This is a genomic window from Shewanella denitrificans OS217 (assembly GCF_000013765.1).
Classification (GTDB): Bacteria; Pseudomonadota; Gammaproteobacteria; order Enterobacterales; family Shewanellaceae; genus Shewanella; species Shewanella denitrificans.
Genome location: NC_007954.1, coordinates 1,873,310 through 1,891,761, shown reverse-complemented (window position 1 = coordinate 1,891,761; position 18,452 = coordinate 1,873,310). Strand labels below are relative to the sequence as shown.

Annotated in this window: 17 protein-coding genes; 9 read left to right on the top strand and 8 right to left on the bottom strand. The window is 46.8% G+C overall.

The genetic code is table 11. The features are described 5' to 3' along the window. Positions 1-11: 11 nt before the first annotated feature. The 8 genes from rnd to SDEN_RS08445 all read right to left on the bottom strand — a co-directional run bounded on the left by rnd (position 12) and on the right by SDEN_RS08445 (position 8,889). Positions 12-1,127, bottom strand: coding sequence for a ribonuclease D (gene rnd, locus SDEN_RS08480; protein WP_011496068.1), 1,116 nt, complete (start codon positions 1,125-1,127; stop codon positions 12-14). Positions 1,128-1,231: 104 nt separating this feature from the next. Further along, positions 1,232-2,905, bottom strand: coding sequence for a long-chain-fatty-acid--CoA ligase FadD (fadD, locus tag SDEN_RS08475; RefSeq protein WP_011496067.1), 1,674 nt, complete (start codon positions 2,903-2,905; stop codon positions 1,232-1,234). 203 nt (positions 2,906-3,108) lie between these two features. Continuing rightward, positions 3,109-4,029, bottom strand: coding sequence for an alpha/beta hydrolase (locus SDEN_RS08470; protein ID WP_011496066.1), 921 nt, complete (start codon positions 4,027-4,029; stop codon positions 3,109-3,111). A 155-nt stretch (positions 4,030-4,184) separates the two neighbouring features. Then, a complete protein-coding gene (locus tag SDEN_RS08465; RefSeq protein WP_011496065.1) occupies positions 4,185-5,054 on the bottom strand; it encodes a class I SAM-dependent methyltransferase in 870 nt (289 codons plus the stop codon). Positions 5,055-5,124: 70 nt separating this feature from the next. Further along, on the bottom strand, positions 5,125-5,808 hold the full coding sequence (locus tag SDEN_RS08460; protein WP_011496064.1) for a M50 family metallopeptidase: 684 nt from the start codon (positions 5,806-5,808) through the stop codon (positions 5,125-5,127). After that, complete coding sequence (locus SDEN_RS08455) at positions 5,801-6,142, bottom strand: hypothetical protein (RefSeq protein WP_011496063.1); 342 nt, start codon at positions 6,140-6,142, stop codon at positions 5,801-5,803. Before SDEN_RS08455 ends, SDEN_RS08460 begins: the two co-directional genes overlap by 8 nt. Positions 6,143-6,251: 109 nt before the next feature. Further along, positions 6,252-6,956, bottom strand: coding sequence for a tRNA (adenosine(37)-N6)-threonylcarbamoyltransferase complex dimerization subunit type 1 TsaB (tsaB, locus tag SDEN_RS08450; protein ID WP_011496062.1), 705 nt, complete (start codon positions 6,954-6,956; stop codon positions 6,252-6,254). A gap of 43 nt (positions 6,957-6,999) precedes the next feature. Next, positions 7,000-8,889, bottom strand: coding sequence for an ATP-dependent DNA helicase (locus tag SDEN_RS08445; RefSeq protein WP_011496061.1), 1,890 nt, complete (start codon positions 8,887-8,889; stop codon positions 7,000-7,002). A 573-nt stretch (positions 8,890-9,462) separates the two neighbouring features. Between SDEN_RS08445 and hisG the strand changes: the two genes are divergently transcribed. From hisG to SDEN_RS08400, 9 genes are all read left to right on the top strand, one after another. Then, complete coding sequence (gene hisG / locus SDEN_RS08440; protein WP_011496060.1) at positions 9,463-10,362, top strand: ATP phosphoribosyltransferase; 900 nt, start codon at positions 9,463-9,465, stop codon at positions 10,360-10,362. A gap of 4 nt (positions 10,363-10,366) precedes the next feature. After that, complete coding sequence (hisD, locus tag SDEN_RS08435) at positions 10,367-11,683, top strand: histidinol dehydrogenase (protein WP_011496059.1); 1,317 nt, start codon at positions 10,367-10,369, stop codon at positions 11,681-11,683. Next, the gene (hisC, locus tag SDEN_RS08430; protein ID WP_011496058.1) at positions 11,670-12,728 is read left to right on the top strand and encodes a histidinol-phosphate transaminase; all 1,059 of its coding nucleotides are present in this window, start codon (positions 11,670-11,672) and stop codon (positions 12,726-12,728) included. Before hisD ends, hisC begins: the two co-directional genes overlap by 14 nt. Positions 12,729-12,792: 64 nt before the next feature. Next, positions 12,793-13,860 carry a bifunctional histidinol-phosphatase/imidazoleglycerol-phosphate dehydratase HisB gene (hisB, locus tag SDEN_RS08425; RefSeq protein ID WP_011496057.1) on the top strand — a complete coding sequence of 356 codons (1,068 nt, stop codon included), beginning with the start codon at positions 12,793-12,795 and terminating at the stop codon, positions 13,858-13,860. Positions 13,861-13,869: 9 nt separating this feature from the next. Continuing rightward, positions 13,870-14,589, top strand: coding sequence for an imidazole glycerol phosphate synthase subunit HisH (gene hisH, locus SDEN_RS08420; RefSeq protein WP_011496056.1), 720 nt, complete (start codon positions 13,870-13,872; stop codon positions 14,587-14,589). Next, the gene (gene hisA, locus SDEN_RS08415; protein WP_011496055.1) at positions 14,586-15,338 is read left to right on the top strand and encodes a 1-(5-phosphoribosyl)-5-[(5-phosphoribosylamino)methylideneamino]imidazole-4-carboxamide isomerase; all 753 of its coding nucleotides are present in this window, start codon (positions 14,586-14,588) and stop codon (positions 15,336-15,338) included. Before hisH ends, hisA begins: the two co-directional genes overlap by 4 nt. Continuing rightward, positions 15,320-16,093 (top strand): imidazole glycerol phosphate synthase subunit HisF, encoded by a 774-nt coding sequence (hisF, locus tag SDEN_RS08410; RefSeq protein WP_011496054.1) that lies wholly within the window; start codon positions 15,320-15,322, stop codon positions 16,091-16,093. The genes hisA and hisF overlap by 19 nt, the downstream gene beginning before the upstream one ends. 39 nt (positions 16,094-16,132) lie before the next feature. Then, the gene (hisIE, locus tag SDEN_RS08405) at positions 16,133-16,768 is read left to right on the top strand and encodes a bifunctional phosphoribosyl-AMP cyclohydrolase/phosphoribosyl-ATP diphosphatase HisIE (RefSeq protein ID WP_041405736.1); all 636 of its coding nucleotides are present in this window, start codon (positions 16,133-16,135) and stop codon (positions 16,766-16,768) included. A gap of 480 nt (positions 16,769-17,248) precedes the next feature. Beyond that, a complete protein-coding gene (locus tag SDEN_RS08400) occupies positions 17,249-18,226 on the top strand; it encodes a hypothetical protein (RefSeq protein ID WP_011496052.1) in 978 nt (325 codons plus the stop codon). The last annotated feature ends 226 nt before the right edge of the window (positions 18,227-18,452 follow it).

The following is an 18,452-nucleotide window of genomic DNA, read 5'->3' as shown; positions in this document are numbered from 1 at the left end:
TTGCCTGCATTTTATTGCGAGAAACTAACCTCTGCTAGCGCATCAGCCACGATAGCCCCGCGCCAACCTGTCAGCAATAATGGCATTGATGTCGTTTTACCATGCCACAACCACAGCAAAAGCTCATGAATTAGGCGCTTAGAGCCTAAAAACTCCACTGGGATATCCGCCTGTTCACACAAGCTGGTAATGGTGTTTTTAATCTCTTTAAAGGTCGACTTATAGCCAGGTTTCAATGCGATGACATCGAGCTGTTCAGGTAAATTATCAAGATCTGCCGTCGTCAAAACACGAATAAGATCGCGGCCGTGAATACGTTTTTCTTGCTCGGTCAGCTCTGTCATGCGATTAAGCTCAGCAACACTACTGGGCTGCTTCTTGGCTAAGGCAATTAACGCATGGTCTTTCACCACAAAGCCTAAGGCTAAATCTTTCGCTAAGGCTTTCTCTAACCGCCATTTCCCAAGTACTTTCAAGTAAGCTAATTGTTCTGGCAACAACTGGAAGGCATTCTTCACCTTGATATAAGCGCTTTCACCATCTGGCAGAGATAATCTGTCTTGTGTCATACGCTGGCCTTCTTCAAGCAGCCACTCGACTCTGCCATTGGCGTTAAGCTTTTCAAGCAATAAAGGATAGAGTTTATATAAATAGAATACGTCATTAGCGGCATATTGCAGCTGCGCATCAGTCAGTGGACGCTTCATCCAATCGGTACGTGACTCGCCTTTGTCTATCTCGACACTTAAGCACTCTTGCACCAACTTAGCATAACCTAACCCATGACCTAATCCCGCTAAACTTGCGGCGATTTGACTGTCAAACAGCGGCGCGGGTTGGCAATGACCGTAATGAGCAAAGACTTCTAAATCTTCGCTGCAAGAATGCACTAACTTAGTGATATGAGGTGCGGTTAACAATTGCCAGAACGGCGATAAATCTTCAATAGCCACCGGATCGATTAAGGCTAAGGTCTTGCCATCGAAGGCTTGGATCAAGCCTAGCCTAGCGTAATAGGTACGAGTACGCACAAATTCTGTATCTAACACTAATAGAGGGCTGGATTGATACTGCTCAACAAGTGCCCGAAGGCTGGCATCATCACTGATATATTCGAAAGCTAACAAAATACTCTCCGCATAAAATTCTGGCTGTAAAACGCTGACTGTGTGGGTAACGTCGTGGTGATCTTCTTGTCCATTAAAAAAGCCGGCAAGTGCCGGCTGTTATTTTATGCTGTTTTCGCTTCATCTCTGAGCTGACGGCGTAAAATTTTACCCACATTGGTTTTTGGTAATTCGTCTCTGAATTCTACCAGTTTAGGTACCTTATAGCCCGTTAAATGGTGACGGCAATGCTTAATTAACTCATCTTCTGTTAATGACTTATCTTTAGCCACCACAAAAATCTTCACTAATTCGCCGCTAGCATCATTGGGCACACCGACTGCGGCCACTTCAATTACCTTAGGGTGTAAGGCAACCACATCTTCCACTTCATTGGGGAACACATTAAAGCCTGAGACTAAGATCATGTCTTTTTTACGATCGACAATATAAAAGAAGCCTTTTTCATCCATGTAACCTATGTCACCCGTAGATAACCAGCCATCGCTGTCTATGACTTTAGCGGTTTCTTCAGGGCGCTGCCAATAACCTTGCATCACCTGAGGGCCTTTTGCAAACAGCTCGCCGCGCTCGCCTTGAGCCAATGCATTACCGTCTTCATCACGAATTTGAATTAAGGTCGAAGGCGCAGGGAAACCAATAGAGCCGTTGTATCCGCTTAAGTTATACGGACAGCATGTCAGCAAGGGAGAGGCTTCAGTTAGACCATAACCTTCCAATAAACGGGTTTTGGTGATCGATTGCCATTTATCGGCAACCGCTTTTTGTACCGCCATGCCGCCGCCAATTGACAGCTTAAGCCGTGAAAAATCTAAACTGGTAAAGTCTGTGTTATTCACCAGCGCATTAAATAAGGTGTTCACCCCAGTTAACGCGGTAAAGGGGTATTTCTTTAACTCGCCCACGAATGCCGGAATGTCTCTTGGGTTGGTAATTAATAGATTCTGGCTACCTTTATGCATAAATAACAAACAGTTAACTGTTAGCGCAAAGATATGATACAAGGGCAATGCTGTAACAACGAATTCTGTGCCATCGTTCAATGCAGGCGAATAAGCCCCATTGGCTTGCAGCACATTGCTCACCACATTTTTGTGCGTCAGCATGGCGCCTTTAGACACCCCAGTCGTCCCGCCTGTGTACTGCAAAAAGGCCAAGTCTTCACTATTTATCTCAGGCTTGATGTATTGCAGTCTGCGGCCTTGAGTTAATGAATCTCTAAAAGACAGTGCATGGGGTAAATCATACTTAGGCACTAACTTCTTGATGTATTTAACCACAAAGTTCACTAAAGTGCGTTTTGGCGCGCTGAGCTGATCCCCTAGACGAGTAACGATCACAGACTCGACCGGGGTTTCATTAACCACTTCTTCCAAGGTCTTAGCAAAGTTTGATACCACCACTATGGCTTTAGCGCCTGAGTCCACCAGCTGGTGTTTTAACTCTCTCGGGGTATACAAGGGGTTAACGTTCACCACCACCATGCCAGCGCGAAGCACGCCAAACAAGGCGATGGGGTATTGCAATAAATTAGGCATCATCAAGGCGACGCGATCGCCCTTCTCTAACTTTAATTCATTTTGCAAATAAGCGGCAAAAGCGCGGCTGCGCTCTTCAAGTTTGCGGTAGGTGATAGTCGCACCCATATTGATAAACGCAGGCTGATCGGCGTATTTAGCCACTGCGGCTTCGAACATGGTTACTAATGACGAAAATTGCTCAGGGTCAATTTCCGCTGGAACCTCTGCTGGCAAGTTATTAATCCAAGGCTTAATCACTTGTCTCTCCTAATTGTCACCGCCCCTGACAAGATAGTCTGTCAGCGAACGTAAAATGAGTGGATATTCTGCGCCAAGGATAATGCTATTTTAGGTCGTTATTAGGCTGACGCAATCTTGTTATTATTTGTAATCTGCTTCACGGCGTTAATCATACGGCCGTTTAAATTTGGGCCCATAATCACATAAATAGAGAAAAAACTCTAGCGATTTAATCCATGGATAAAATCACTGATTTTCGCCGCAACCCCAGTGGCATTCCCCATATGCAGATGATGGTCACCTTCAAGTAATACCTGACTGGTGTTTTCAAACCACTTGTCTATGGTCAACATTTGCTGCTTGAGCTGTTCAAAGCCATTCTCCCCGAGCACCACTAGGCAAGGTGTCTGAGTGTAGGTCATCAAGGCATCAACTTGCTCGAAGGTAAAACGATAGGCTGAGTCCAATTTAAGCCGTGGATCGCTGCGCCATCGATACCCCTTGAGGGTAAGCTCAGTATTGCGGGCCATCAATAACTCACACCAATTTAGCCCAAGTCCAGTGAGTTTGTGTCTCGCTTGGCTGAGGAGTTCAAGGCTTGGATAATAAACAGGTGGTTTTTCACGCTTAAGGTTAAACTTTTTATGTTGCTCTATGCTTTTTTGTAGCCTGAGTTTGGATTTGTCCACAGACTCAAACAGGGGCGCCAAAGCTTCAATCAAGATCAACTGGGACACCTTGTCGGGGAAACTGGCGTTGTAAGCTGAGGCGATGATGCCCCCTAAAGAGTGCCCAAGCAGAATGATTTCTTGGCTATTATTATCTTGCTGCAGATGTTCGATAAGCACATCTAAATCAAATATATAATCTATCCAATGCAGCGGATATGCGCCTTTTCTATGTTCAGATAAACCGTGGCCCGGCCAATCGATAGCCAACAATTGAAACGCATCCAACAAACCATTTTCAGCCATAGCGGCGGCTAATGGTGCAAAGCTGTCGGCATTATCAAGCCAGCCATGCAGCGCCAGTATAATGGGCTTATCTGCCACGCCGTAGCGCTTGGCGCTCAGACTGATATGTTCAAGACTTAGGGTTAACGGGACTGATGTTAACGGCGCAGACAATAAGGGTGTTGGCATTATCGAACCCATAGGTAAATTTAGCTAAGTTAATAAAGCTAATAGCTATATAATTTAGTTAAGAAAGACTGAGCCAGTGCTCAAGACACGACAGTGGAGAGTTGCGAAGTGTTGCGGCCAAGGAAAAGCATGATCCCCTTGACCGCAGTTGTATGTTAAGGCGCCACTTTAGTAAATTTAAGCGTCATGCGGTCACTCTCACCTATGGCCAAATATTTGTCTTTGTCTTGTGCATCTAAGGCTAAGCGTGGCGGTAAGGTCCATACCCCTTTGGGATAATCCTTGGTATCCCTTGGATTAGCATTGATTTCCGAGCTATCCGTTAAGGTAAAGCCCACTTTCTTTGCCAAGGCCACCATAGCGGCTTGATCCATATAACCCGACTCGGCTTTCATGCCAGGATTGGCTCTGTGTTCAACCACCCCTAAGGTGCCACCGGACTTAAGCACCTTGAATGCCGCATCAAACACCCCTTCTAACTGATCTTGCATAGCCCAGTTATGAAGATTTCTAAAGGTAAGCACCACATCGGCAGACCCAGGAGCGCCCAAGGTTAAACTCGAAGGGGGATCTAACACAACATTGTGAACAGGCCCAAGCTGAGCTTTATTATCATTTAACCAAGCTTGATAGGCTTTACCCGCCTTAGCGCGGTAATTATTGCCTGGGGTGTCTTCCTTAGGCTCAGTCTCAAATCCTGCAGCAATATAATGACCTTTTGCCGCCAAGTAAGGGGCTAGAATTTCCGTATACCAACCGGCACCAGGCCAGAGTTCGATGACTGTATCTGTCGGTTTAACATCAAAAAACGCTAAGGTTTCTGCAGGATGACGATATTGATCCCGTAAGGTATTGTCTTTTTTCCTGATACTGCTATTAACGGCAGTTGTGAGCTCAGTGTTTACGCTTACCCCCTGTGTGGTGGCTGTTTGATGGCCATCACCATGAGCCATACTGGCTGTACTCACTAACCCCATAAACACACCCATTGCAGCCAGTGTTAATTTGTTCGTTGTAATATTCATTATTTGTCCTTAAATACAATACCCAAAATATAACCAAGATAGCCTAAACATAAGATGCCGTTTACATTTTTTACCGCTGTTTTTGATTATGGCGACTTACACTAGACCAACAAAACCATAAAATTGTTGCACTGGAAGCGAGCCAAACCAAGACCCATAACCCTGCTGGGATCCAAGTAAGCTCGGCAAGTTTAACCGCATCCCCTTGACCGCTTAAGCCAAATAACACCATGGGACTTGCCATGGCATTGAGAATAACCATCAAACCTAACATGCGTAGCAAGGACTGTAAACCGGCCCAGTTGGGCAGTTTAAGTGGCGATAGAAATAAAACTAACAAACTGAAAAGAATAACAATAGTGAGCAAGTCTCTGGCCCACAGCACTAAAGACATAAGCACACAAAGGCCCAGCAACACTAGGCTTGCCCTGGCTTTGTTGTTGGATTTTGGCAAAGAAAAAATTAACCAGCCCCACAGCGCCGCGCCAAAGTAGCCCGCAAATGCCGTCACGACTGAGCTGCCTCCTTGAGTGAAGCAGAGTCCTGCGCCATTAGGAAACAACTGAATATGACTTACCGCTCCACCCGTTAATATTGCACCAACGCCATGAGAAAGCTCATGAAAATAGCTCTCAAGCCATTTGAAGGGCACATTAATAAAAGGCAGACGGGTGATAACGAAGGCGGCGATTAATTCTAAGATAAAACGAGTACGGCTAGGCAGTGCTGAAGTGGGACCGGCAAGATCAGGCATAAAGATCGATACCCACCATTTGTTGGATTTCATCACGCTTGGCCGCATGTTGAGTGTTTAAATAACTGGCGATGGCCCCTTGCTGAGTGCGAGTGTTGTTATCGTATTCAAGCTTTGCATCCCGCTTGAGTTGCAGCATGGCTAACTCATCTGAGCTTAAGGCTTCGGGTAAACCTTGACTCTGCTGAGTTGGGGTTGCCTTGTCATGATTGGGCTGTGGTGACGCTAATGCATTATCGACGGCGGGGACAGCAGGCGTGATAGGTCGATTAGCCGCAACCGCTTGGCTGAGGCTAGACTGGGGAACAGAAATTGTATGTAAATTTGCCTGCATCTTCTCGCCTAGGTTCGCACAGCCTTAATCGTCCAACAGATCACGCTATAACTCAAAATAGCCATAGCTTAGAAAATATAGCAGTAAAATATGCCTAAAACACGCACATTTATTCACGCCCAGGCAATTTTTTCCAAGTTACAGTGTCCCTTAAGTAAACGGGAGCTAAATCATCCACACTTGTTGTCTGCCCTGCAGTGATACCCACTTGAGCTAAGGTCAACATGCCGCGCGCATCGGGGAAATTCACTGCCATTAAGCGCTGTAGATTTCCTAAGTTAAGTAACTGGGGATAGGCATCGAACCCAGTGCCGCAGGCCTGAGTCACGTGATTGTTATCCATGGTCAACTCAATCAATTCAGGAGAGCTTACCTGCTCATGGCCCACTAAGGTGGCAACCCCATTGGCATCCACAAACTGCGCCCAATAGACTTCATTCATGCGTGCATCGATGGCGCACAACACCTGCTTAGCCCCGTGTTCGCTGATGGCCATTTGCGCCATGGCTGCCAGTGTGGAAATACCAATCACAGGCAAGTCTTGTCCTAAGGCCAAGCCTTGGGTCATGCTGGTACAAATGCGAATGCCGGTAAAGCTGCCAGGACCGCGGCCGTAAGCGATGGCGTCTAAAGAAGCTAAGCTTACTCCCGCCTCTTTCAACACTTCATCTATCATGGGCAGTAAACGCTGGCTGTGCTCCCTAGGGGCATCGGCGATGCGAGAAAACACTTGGCCCTGATAACTTAATGCAGCAGAGCAAGATTCGGTGCAAGTGTCTAAGGCCAGAATGCTTGAAGTGAGTTGTATTGTCATGAAAAACCAAATCTAAAAAACCAATAATGGCGCTAATGATAACTTATGGGATCTGTTTTAAGAAGTGCAGCGCCTTATCTAAATCCCGAGTCCGGCTCATTGGCGGTAAAGACAGCACAAAAGCTTGCCCATAAGCACGATTTACGATGCGATTGTCACACAAGATGAGCACCCCTGCGTCCCTTTCATCGCGAATAAGCCGCCCAACCCCCTGCTTGAGACTGATCACAGCTTGGGGCAATGAAATATGGCTAAAAGGATCATGCCCTTGGCGCTCGGCATTGGCAGCTCTTGCACGGTACAAGGTGTCATCGGGCTGCACAAAGGGCAATTTATCTATGATGACGCAACTTAAATTTCTGCCGCGCACATCCACCCCTTCCCAAAAGCTCTGAGTACCCAGTAATACCGCATTGCCTAAGAGTTTAAATTTATCCAATAAGTGCTGCTTGCTACCTTGGCCCTGCACCAATAAGGGGTAATTCACTCTTGTTCTAAGCAATAATGCCACCTGCTCTAACATCTGATGACTGGTAAATAGCACAAAGGTACGCCCTTTGGCGGCATTAATGGCAGGCACGCAAATATCCACCAGTTGCTTGGCTGTTTGCGACCCTTGGGCAGATTTAGCTAAATGCCGCGGCACGCAAAAAAGCGCCTGTTTCGGGTAATCGAACGGGCTATCCATGATGAGTTGCCTCGCCTTAGCCTGACCAATTTGCTTGCAAAAGTGCCCTAAGGAGCGCTCCATCTGCAGGGTCGCCGAGGTGAAAATCCATCGTGTATCGGTTGCAAATAAACTCTGGCATTGTTTAGCCACATCTATGGGTGAAATACTTAACATAGCCCCGCCACGATTGAGTGCCACGCTGTAGGCCGCTTGCACGTCATTACATTCAAAAAAGGCAGCAAGCTTAGGCGTGAGCGCTTGTAAGCGCTCAACGGCAAGATCAAGCGCTTCACTTCGCCCTAGATGATGTAAAAGCAGTTGACTTATTTGAGTTAACGCCGCCAACAATGCCCATGATAGCTGAGATAAACCTTTATCTTTTAATGCGTTACGCCAATCTGTTAGTTGAGATTGATTAAGGGCATCGAGCCATTGGCTGAGGGCAAGCCCCGCTTGCTGGCAACACTCACTGATTTGAATCGTGTCCCCTAGCTCTTGGCGCTGAATGTCCATCACATGAGCCAGCAAACTGGTAATCTGTTTAGTTGAAAACTGTTGGCCAAAATAGCGAATGCTGATATCCGGCAGTTGATGGGCCTCATCGAATATCACGATATCTGCATCGGGCAAAATCTCGGCAAAGCCGGTGTCTTTAAGCAGTTTATCGGCAAAAAATAAATGATGATTAACCACAATAACCTTGGCTTCCATGGCTCTGAGGCGTGCTTTGCGGGTAAAGCAGGCTTCATAATGGCCACAGTGACTGCCAGTGCAGCTTTCTTTTGTGCTCACTACGGTTTCAATCACATTACTGTGCTCTGGCACTGTGGTTAAATTGCCGATATCACCGTCCTTGGTCACGCTGGCCCACTGGGAAATTTTCAGTAAATGATCCAGCGCCTGCTCACTATTTCGGCTGGCATATTCCATGGCTTGCCCGAGCCGAAGTTGACACAAATAATTGCTGCGGCCTTTAAGTAAAGCAAGCTTAGGGTGCAATTTAAGCATGGTAAGTAACGCGGGTAAGTCTTTGTAAAACAGCTGATCTTGAAGGTTTTTACTGCCAGTGCTTAGCAGCACTTGCTTGCCACTCAGGAGCGCTGGAATAAGATAAGCAAAGGTTTTACCCACCCCAGTGCCCGCTTCTACCACCAAGTTTTGCTTGTGCTCTATCGCCTCACACACAGCCAGCGCCATATCGATTTGGATCTGACGACTGCGGTATTTAAGCACGTGGCGAGACAAGGCGCCATTTGGCCCCATTACCGCTGACACTTGTGATAAAAGATGTGAAGCCAAGATAACTACCAATAAACAATATTGGCGCTATTATGCTTAACTTAGTTTGAAACTGCCAACCGCTTTGCTCATTTCGCCTTAATGCGGCTAGAATGCGACTAGTCGTCATGGGAAAGTGAAAATCATTCAAGTTAACACTTGAATGATAAAAAGCTCGTCATTGGCTATTGCATTCAAAAAAAAATCGGGTTAGTGTCTTAGCTCAGTTATGGAACTGCCTGTTAAACGCAGACCATGAAACAACGAATTTAAATAATTAATAAATAGCCAAAGCGAGCATCCAATGAACATACTGAAGACTAGCATGCACCATCATCACCATATGCGGTAGCCTTCGGATGCTTACTGCCGAAGGACTGTATCCTTCTGGCGGTGATATATTTATATAACACAAAACCCCTGGAAGGAATTTCAGGGGTTTTTTGCTATCTAGTGTAAAAATTAACATCACAAGTAGCCTATAAAGCCCCTCAAATAAATGATTTAGCACGATTCATAAGCAACAACTTATAAATAATTTACTTGAAGGACAACACTATGCCAAACACTCAACGTTTACGTATCGCCATCCAGAAATCGGGCCGTTTATCGAAAGAATCCCAGCAATTACTTAAAAGCTGTGGGGTGAAATTCACCGTTAACGAGCAGCGCTTAATCGCCCACGCAGATAACATGCCCATCGACCTACTTCGGGTGCGTGACGATGATATTCCTGGGCTTGTGATGGACGGCGTGGTTGACCTTGGGATCATTGGTGAGAACGTACTGGAAGAAGAACAAATTGAGCGTCAAACCCTCAATAAGCCATCGACCTTCATCAAGTTGCGCGAACTTGATTTTGGTTCATGCCGCCTGTCTTTAGCCGTGCCCAATGAATTTGACTATCAAGATGTCAGCTCCCTTAGCGGCCTTCGCATTGCCACCTCTTACCCGAATTTATTGCGCCGTTTTATGGCTGAAAAAGGCATAAGTTACAGCGATTGTATGCTTAAAGGCTCGGTGGAAGTGGCGCCTCGTGCAGGGCTTTCTGATGCCATCTGCGATTTAGTATCAACTGGCGCAACCTTAGAAGCCAACGGCCTGTATGAAACCGAGGTTATCTACCGCTCAACCGCTTGCATTATTCAGTCTAATGAAGCGCAAACAGCGGAAAAACAGGTGCTAATCAATAAAATTCTTTCCCGCGCCAACGGCGTTATCCGCGCCCGTGAAAGTAAATACATCTTATTGCACGCCCCAACTGAAACCTTAGAACAAATCATCGCCCTGCTACCCGGTGCAGAAAATCCCACAGTATTGCCATTAAATGATGATACCAATCGTGTGGCTATTCACGCTGTCAGCACTGAAGATTTATTCTGGGACACTATGGAGCAATTAACGGCCCTAGGTGCAAGCTCCATTCTGGTGATGCCAATTGAAAAAATGATGGGGTAGGCAGATGCAAATTCTTAATTGGGGCGCTTTAACACCCCAGAAGCAGCAACAAACCTTAACGCGTTCCCCCTTAATTGGTGACTTAAGTGCCTTGCAAAGCGTGCGGGATATTATTGAAGAGATCTGCAATCAAGGCGATGCGGCTTTATTACGCTTTAACAAGCGTTTCGATGGTGTTGAGCTAACGGAGCTTGCATTGACGGCTGAGCAAATCACTGCCGCCTGCAATCGTGTGAGCTTAGATGTCAAACAAGCGGTAGCCCAAGCTGTGAGCAATATTGAAAGCTTTCACCGGGCGCAGGTGTTTCAAGGGGTTGATATAGAAACCCAAGCGGGCATTCGCTGTGAGCTTAGAAGTGAGCCCATTGAACGTGTGGGTTTGTATATTCCTGGCGGCACTGCGCCGCTGATTTCAACCGTGATGATGCTCGCGCTGCCTGCAAAAATTGCCGGCTGTGAAAAGCGCATACTCATGAGCCCGCCCCCCATAAATGATGCCATTATCTATGCCGCTAATGTGTGCGGCATTACGGATATTTTCCAGGTGGGCGGCGCACAGGCCATTGCCGCATTAGCCTTTGGCACAGAATCTATCCCCAATGTGGATAAAATTTTTGGCCCAGGGAATCGCTATGTGACTGAAGCGAAACGCTTAGTGTCCCAAGATAGCCGCATCAGTGTGTCCATTGATATGCCAGCTGGGCCATCTGAAGTGCTAGTGATTGCCGATAAAGCTGCCAATCCTAGATTTGTGGCGGCGGACTTATTATCTCAAGCCGAGCACGGCGTTGACTCACAAGTCATGCTAGTGACAGATTCGCAGTTACTGGCTGAGCAAGTGAATCTGGCATTAATGGAGCAACTAGCGCAGTTGAGCCGTAAAGATATCGCCGCAAAAGCCCTTGAATGCAGTCGCAGCATCATTGTCAGCGATATGAAACAGGCCGCCATAGTGTCAAATCGCTATGGCCCAGAGCATTTGATTATTCAAACGGCTAAGCCCCGTGAGGTATTAAAGCAAATTCGCGGCGCAGGCTCGGTATTTTTAGGCGCTTACACCCCTGAATCTGTTGGGGATTATGCCAGCGGCACTAACCATGTGTTGCCGACTTATGGTTATAGCCGCTCGGTTTCAAGTTTGTCACTGGCTGACTTTAGTCGCCGCTTTACCGTGCAAGAGCTTAGCCCCCAAGGTTTGCAAACGCTAGGCAAAACGGTGATGGTGCTGGCTGAAAATGAGCTGTTAGATGCCCATAAAAATGCCATTGCCCTGCGATTAGATTATTTAGCCACTGAGGGTAGATGCTATGACACGCTTTAATCCACGCGCCCTTGCAAGACAAGAGCTATTAAGCTTAACCCCCTACCAAAGTGCGAGACGCATTGGCGGCCAAGGGGACATTTGGATCAATGCCAATGAGTCCCCCTTTAATAATAGTGACTTAGACAAGGTGAACCGTTATCCAGAATGTCAGCCAGCTGAGCTCATCAATGCCTACAGCCGCTACTCTGGCGTTAAACCAAGCCAGATTATCGCGAGCCGCGGCGCCGACGAAGCCATTGAATTACTCATTCGAACCTTTTGTGTGCCAGGAAAAGACAGCATCGCTTGCTTTGGCCCCACTTATGGCATGTATGCCATCAGTGCAGCCACCTTTAACGTCGGCGTGATCGCACTTAACTTAACGTATGATTATCAGTTACCAGATCTGTGGCCAACCCTTATCCAGCAAGCAACAGTCGGCAAGGCCAAAATTGTGTTTATTTGTAATCCCAATAACCCAACCGGCACTGTGATTGCAAAAGCTGACATCGAGCAAGCCATCCAAGCCACGCCCGAATCCATAGTGGTTGTTGATGAAGCTTATATCGAGTTTTGCCCTGAATACAGCGTGGCGGATTTATTGGATTCCTACCCTAATCTTGTGGTGCTGCGCACTTTATCTAAAGCCTTTGCTTTAGCCGGTGCACGCTGCGGTTTTTTACTGGCCAATGATGAAGTGATTGATTTAGTGATGCGGGTCATCGCGCCCTACCCTGTGCCATTGCCAGTATCTGAGCTTGCAATATCAGCCTTAAGTCCAACTGGCATAGACACAATGCGCACTCAAGTTGCTAGTCTAATGGAGCAAGGTAAGCGCTTAAGCGATGCGCTAAGCGCCTATGGGGCCAAGGTGCTCCCCGCCAAGGGCAACTATGTGTTGGCTCAATTTGACGATGTGCCCAATGTCGCCACTATGCTAAGAGATGCAGGCATTGTTGCTAGGGCCTATAAAGATCCACGCCTTAGGGATGCGATACGCTTTAGCTTCACATCGGCTGCAGATACCGATGTGATTATCTCGCTCTTCACTAAAGTGAACTAAAACGCTCAGAAAACTAACCAGAAAGACAAAACTAATCATCGCCCTATTGTTTAAGGTCACTAGCATGAAACAGAATATTTTATTTATCGACAGAGATGGCACCTTAGTAGAAGAGCCCGCCATAGATAAACAGTTAGACAGTTTAGAAAAACTCGTGTTTGAACCACAGGTCATCCCTGCACTGCTCAAATTGCAAAAAGCCGGATTTCGCTTAGTCATGGTCAGCAATCAAGACGGTTTGGGCACCTCATCCTTCCCTAAGGCAGACTTTGATGCGCCTCACAACATGATGATGCAAATTTTTGCAAGCCAAGGTGTGGTGTTTGATGATGTGGTGATTTGCCCGCACTTTAATGAAGATAACTGCAGTTGCCGTAAACCCAAGCTTGGCTTAGTCAAAGATTATTTAACTCAAGGTAAAGTGGATTTTACCACTTCAGCGGTCATTGGCGATCGCGAGACCGACGTTGAGCTTGCTAATGCCATGGGCATCAAAAGTTTTAAATATGACCGTCAAACCCTGAATTGGGACACGATTACTAACGCGGTATTAAGTAAAGGCCGGGTGGCGACCGTGGTGCGCACCACCAAAGAAACCGACATCAAGGTCACCATAGACTTAGACAGCCAAAGCAAAGGCAAGATTGACACTGGCATTGGCTTTTTTGACCACATGCTAGATCAAATTCAAACCCACGGTAATTTTAAAATGGACGTGCACGTCGCTGGTGATTTAGAAATTGATGATCACCACAGCGTAGAAGACACGGCCCTTGCCATTGGTGATGCCATTCGAAAGGCATTAGGGGACAAGCGCGGTATCGCACGTTTTGGTTTTAGCTTGCCCATGGATGAAGCCAGCGGCGAATGTTTGATGGACATTTCAGGCCGCCCTTTCATTAAATTTAATGCGCAGTTCGAGCGTGAAATGGTCGGTGAAATGGCTATAGAAATGGTGCCGCACTTTTTTCGCTCCTTCGCCGATGGCCTGCGCTGCACACTGCACATTGGCTCCACGGGTGACAACGATCACCACAAGGTTGAAGCCCTGTTTAAAGTCTTAGGCCGTACCCTTCGCCAAGCAGTGAAAGTGGAAGGTGATAGATTGCCATCAAGCAAAGGTGTGCTGTAAGGAGTCCCTATGACACAAGTTTCGAATACTTCAAGCGTTTCAGGCGATGCCAATGATATTACCGTGATTATCGACACAGGCTGCGCCAATTTAACCTCAGTGCGGTTTGCCTTTGAGCGCCTGAATGCCAATGTGGTTGTCAGCGCTGATGTGGATGTGATCAAAGATGCGGCCAGAGTGGTGCTGCCAGGGGTGGGTACCGCCGGGGCTGCTATGGATAAACTTAAGCAAAAGAACTTGATTGAGCTGATTAAAAGCTTAACTCAGCCCGTGTTGGGGGTGTGCCTTGGCATGCAAATGCTGGCATCCTTGTCTAATGAACATGGCAATCGCAGCGATAAGAGTATTGCCTGTTTAGGACTAGTGCCCACTGAGATTGGCGACTTAGACAGCAAAGGCCTGCCCCTGCCGCACATGGGCTGGAATCAAATAACCCTGCCTGACACAGAAAAGCGTCATCCATTGTTTATCGGCATAGACAATGGCAGCTATGTGTATTTTGTCCACAGCTACCGCGCGCCCATCAGCGAATACACTATTGCCTCCAGCACCTATGGCGAAGCCTTTAGCGCCGCCATAGGCAAGGACAACTTTTTTGGGGTGCAATTCCACCCAGAAAAAAGCGCCAAAGTGGGCGCTCAAATTTTGCAGAACTTTTTACTTCTGGGGCTTAAAACGGGGTTAAACATGCAGTTAAACAAGCAGTTAAACGTGGAGGCGCCGCAATGATTATTCCAGCCATTGATCTCATTGACGGCCAAGTGGTGCGTTTATACCAAGGTGATTACGACAAACAGACCACCTTTGATTTAAGCCCGCTGGCACAGCTTAAGTCTTACCAAGACCAAGGGGCAAAACTGCTGCACATTGTCGACTTAACCGGCGCTAAAGATCCAAACCAGCGTCAAATTAAGTTGATAAGTGAGCTAGTCGCAGGCCTTGATGTGGACATTCAAGTGGGCGGCGGTATTCGAAGTGAACAGCAAGTTACCGAATTATTAGCCATTGGCGTTAAGCGGGTGGTGATCGGCTCTTTAGCCGTTAAAGAGCCTGAGCTTGTGAAAAGCTGGCTTAACAAATACGGCAGTGATGCAATATGTTTAGCCCTTGACGTCAACATTAACGCGAACGGCGAAAAAATTGTCGCGGTATCGGGTTGGCAGTCCGCAGGCGGTAAAACACTTGAATCCTTGGTGGCCGAGTTTGAACGCCCAGGCAGTAAACAAACAGCCCTAAAACATGCGTTAGTGACTGACATTAGCCGTGATGGCACCTTAACGGGCGCCAATACCGCGCTCTACACCGAACTTGCAGCCGCTTACCCAACTATTCTGTGGCAAGCCTCAGGGGGCATTGCAACCCTTGATGATGTAAGCGCGGTAAAGGACAGTAAAGCCGCTGGGATCATTATCGGTAAAGCCCTGCTCATTAATCAATTTACAGTAGAGGAGGCAATACAATGCTGGCCAAACGCATAGTCCCCTGTCTTGACGTAAAAGATGGCAAAGTCGTTAAAGGGGTGCAGTTTCGCAATCACGCAATTGTCGGCGACATAGTGCCTCTAGCCGCCCGTTATGCCATTGAAGGCGCCGATGAACTTGTGTTTTACGACATCAGTGCCAGTGCCCATGGCAAGGTTATCGATAAATCTTGGGTGAGCCGGGTTGCAGAGCAAATTGATATCCCCTTCTGTGTTGCGGGCGGGATTAAAACCCTAGCGCAAGCACGGGAAAAGCTCGCCTTTGGCGCCGATAAAATTTCCATTAACTCGCCAGCATTGACGGACCCCGATTTAATATCGCGCCTACAAGATGAATTTGGCCGTCAGTGCATAGTGATTGGCATTGACTCCTTTTTTGATGCTGCCTCCAATAGCTATAAAGTGAAGCAGTTCACTGGTGATGAAGCTGCCACCAAGGACACCCAATGGTATACCCAAGATTGGGTCGAAGAAGTGCAAAAACGCGGTTGCGGCGAGATAGTATTAAACGTCATGAATCAAGATGGTGTACGCGGTGGCTATGATATCAAACAGCTCAGTATGGTGCGATCCATTTGCGATGTCCCGCTCATTGCCTCAGGCGGTGCAGGCACCATGGCGCACTTTAAAGATGTGTTCGAACAAGCCAAGGTCGATGCAGCCCTTGCCGCCAGTGTGTTTCATAAAGGCATTATTGATATTGGTGAGCTCAAGCAATACCTGCACGCCAATAACATCGCGATCCGTTTATAAGCTACTACCCTAATTATGCTTCACCCTAAGAGAGCAACCATGACAGACATAACATTTGATAGCACAAGCGTGGACTGGAACAAGCAACAAGGTGCGACTTCGGGTCTAATACCTGCAATAGTACAGCACCACTTAACTGGCAAAGTATTGATGCTAGGTTACATGGATAAAGCGGCGCTCGAGAAAACCTTAGCCACTAAACAAGTGACCTTTTTTAGCCGCTCAAAACAGCGGCTGTGGACCAAAGGTGAAACCTCAGGTAATACCCTTGAACTCATAGCTATCGACAAAGACTGTGATAGCGACAGCTTACTGGTGCAAGTTATTCCTAATGGCCCAACCTGCCACAAGGGCACGATAAGTTGCTGGCTTGATGGCAACGCCCATACGTTTATGGATAATCTCACTCATTTGATTATCTCCCGTAAAGGCCAAGATGCCGACTCAAGCTATACCGCATCCTTGTTTAAGGCTGGCACTAAACGAATTGCGCAAAAAGTCGGTGAAGAAGGCTTAGAAACCGCCCTTGCCGCCGCGACACACGACAAAGAAGAGCTGGTGAATGAAGCATCAGATCTCATGTATCACTTATTGGTGCTACTTGAAGATCAAAATCTATCCATGGAGCTTGTCACCAAAAATTTAATGCAAAGGCACTTAAAAACCAAGGCATAGGTCAGATAAACATGAGCCCTTTCCCATTTGTTAAAAAAGGAGCGTGAAAGGGCTCAAAGATTTGCTATTACATAGCGTCGTTCTCAAAAATGCCACAACTCACTTTTAACCCTCTGTTCGTTTAAAATGCTGGGATAAATATACCTGTAAATAGAAAGGTGAACTCGGCCATTGGACTAACGTCCCGAGTGACGCCGTCAACACATCCCTGTGGGCTCGGGCGCAGCATCCCTGCTGCCTCATTCAAGAGATAGACTCGAGCCATTTTGTCCCCCCTCCATTAGTATCAGAGTTGCCATATAGATCTACAACATGCATATTTCCGTATGTGCAGAAGGATTAAATTCAGACACTTTTTTGCCCTAATATGATTTAGCTTCATCTCCTAAAAGGGATTAATGGTGCCATCCACCTTCATGGAAGCTTACTAGCTTTTGAACTACTCTTACACTCTGGACAGACATTAACGAAGGTGAGCTTATGCCGCGCCCTAGAAGAAGTCAGGTGAGTGTAGAAGATACTCCCATGTACCATTGTTGCAGCCGCGTAGTCAGAAGAGCCTATCTCTGCGGCGATGATAAATTCTCTGGCAAAAACTATGACCACAGACGGGGTTGGGTTGAAGCTCAATTGCTTAAATTGACAGAAGTATTTGCCATCGACGTTGCGGCTTATGCCGTGATGAGCAACCATTTGCATGTGGTGCTGAGTATCGACATTTATCAAGCCAATCGCTGGACAGGTATTGAAGTGATAAACCAGTGGCATCTGCTGTTTAAAGGCACTGATATTACTAAAAAATTTGCCAAGGGTGAAACCCTTGAAGATTATGAAGTGCTAGAGCTTACCCACACCATTGCCCTGTATCGCAGCCGTTTAAGCGATATTTCCTGGTTTATGCGAGCCTTAAATGAGCCTATCGCCCGCAGAGCCAATGAAGAAGATGAATGCACAGGGCGTTTCTGGGAAGGGCGGTTTAAATCTCAAGCGTTACTCGATGAAGCCGCTGTACTTGCCTGCATGGTGTATGTTGACCTCAATCCCATCCGCTCAAAGATAGCCAAAACCCCTGAAACCTCAGACTTTACCAGCATTAAACGCAGGATCACGGCCGCCTTAAATGGCACTCAACCCAAAGCACTGCTGCCTTTTGTGGGCAATGAGCGTAAAGACATGCCAAAAGGGCTCACATTTCATCTGAAAGACTATCTGCAATTGGTTGAAGATACGGGAAAAACAATCCGAAATGATAAAAGAGGCAGTATCAGCCCTAACAGTCACAGCATCTTGAATCGACTCAATATTCCTGCTGATAACTGGCTTAAAATCATCAATGAATTTGGCAAGTTATTCAAAGGCCCAGTAGGCACATTGCAAGAACTCACCACATATTGTGAACACCTTGAAAAACGAAGGCGGCATTACTGCCACGCTTGCCAGTATATAGCAGCAAGTTAAGCACTTTGCATTGTTATGTCACTAACTGCACACAAAATACTTCATCATCCTTCGATGGACGAGCTGTCATGCTTGAGTGTTAGATTTATTCAGCTCATATCATCAAACCACGCGGGTTTTAGCCGCAAAAACTTAACTGACACCACTGACTTAGATTAAACGCGTTTATATGAGCATATTGTTCAGAATATTAACAAAAACTGCCAGTTCCGTTTAACAATGGCTG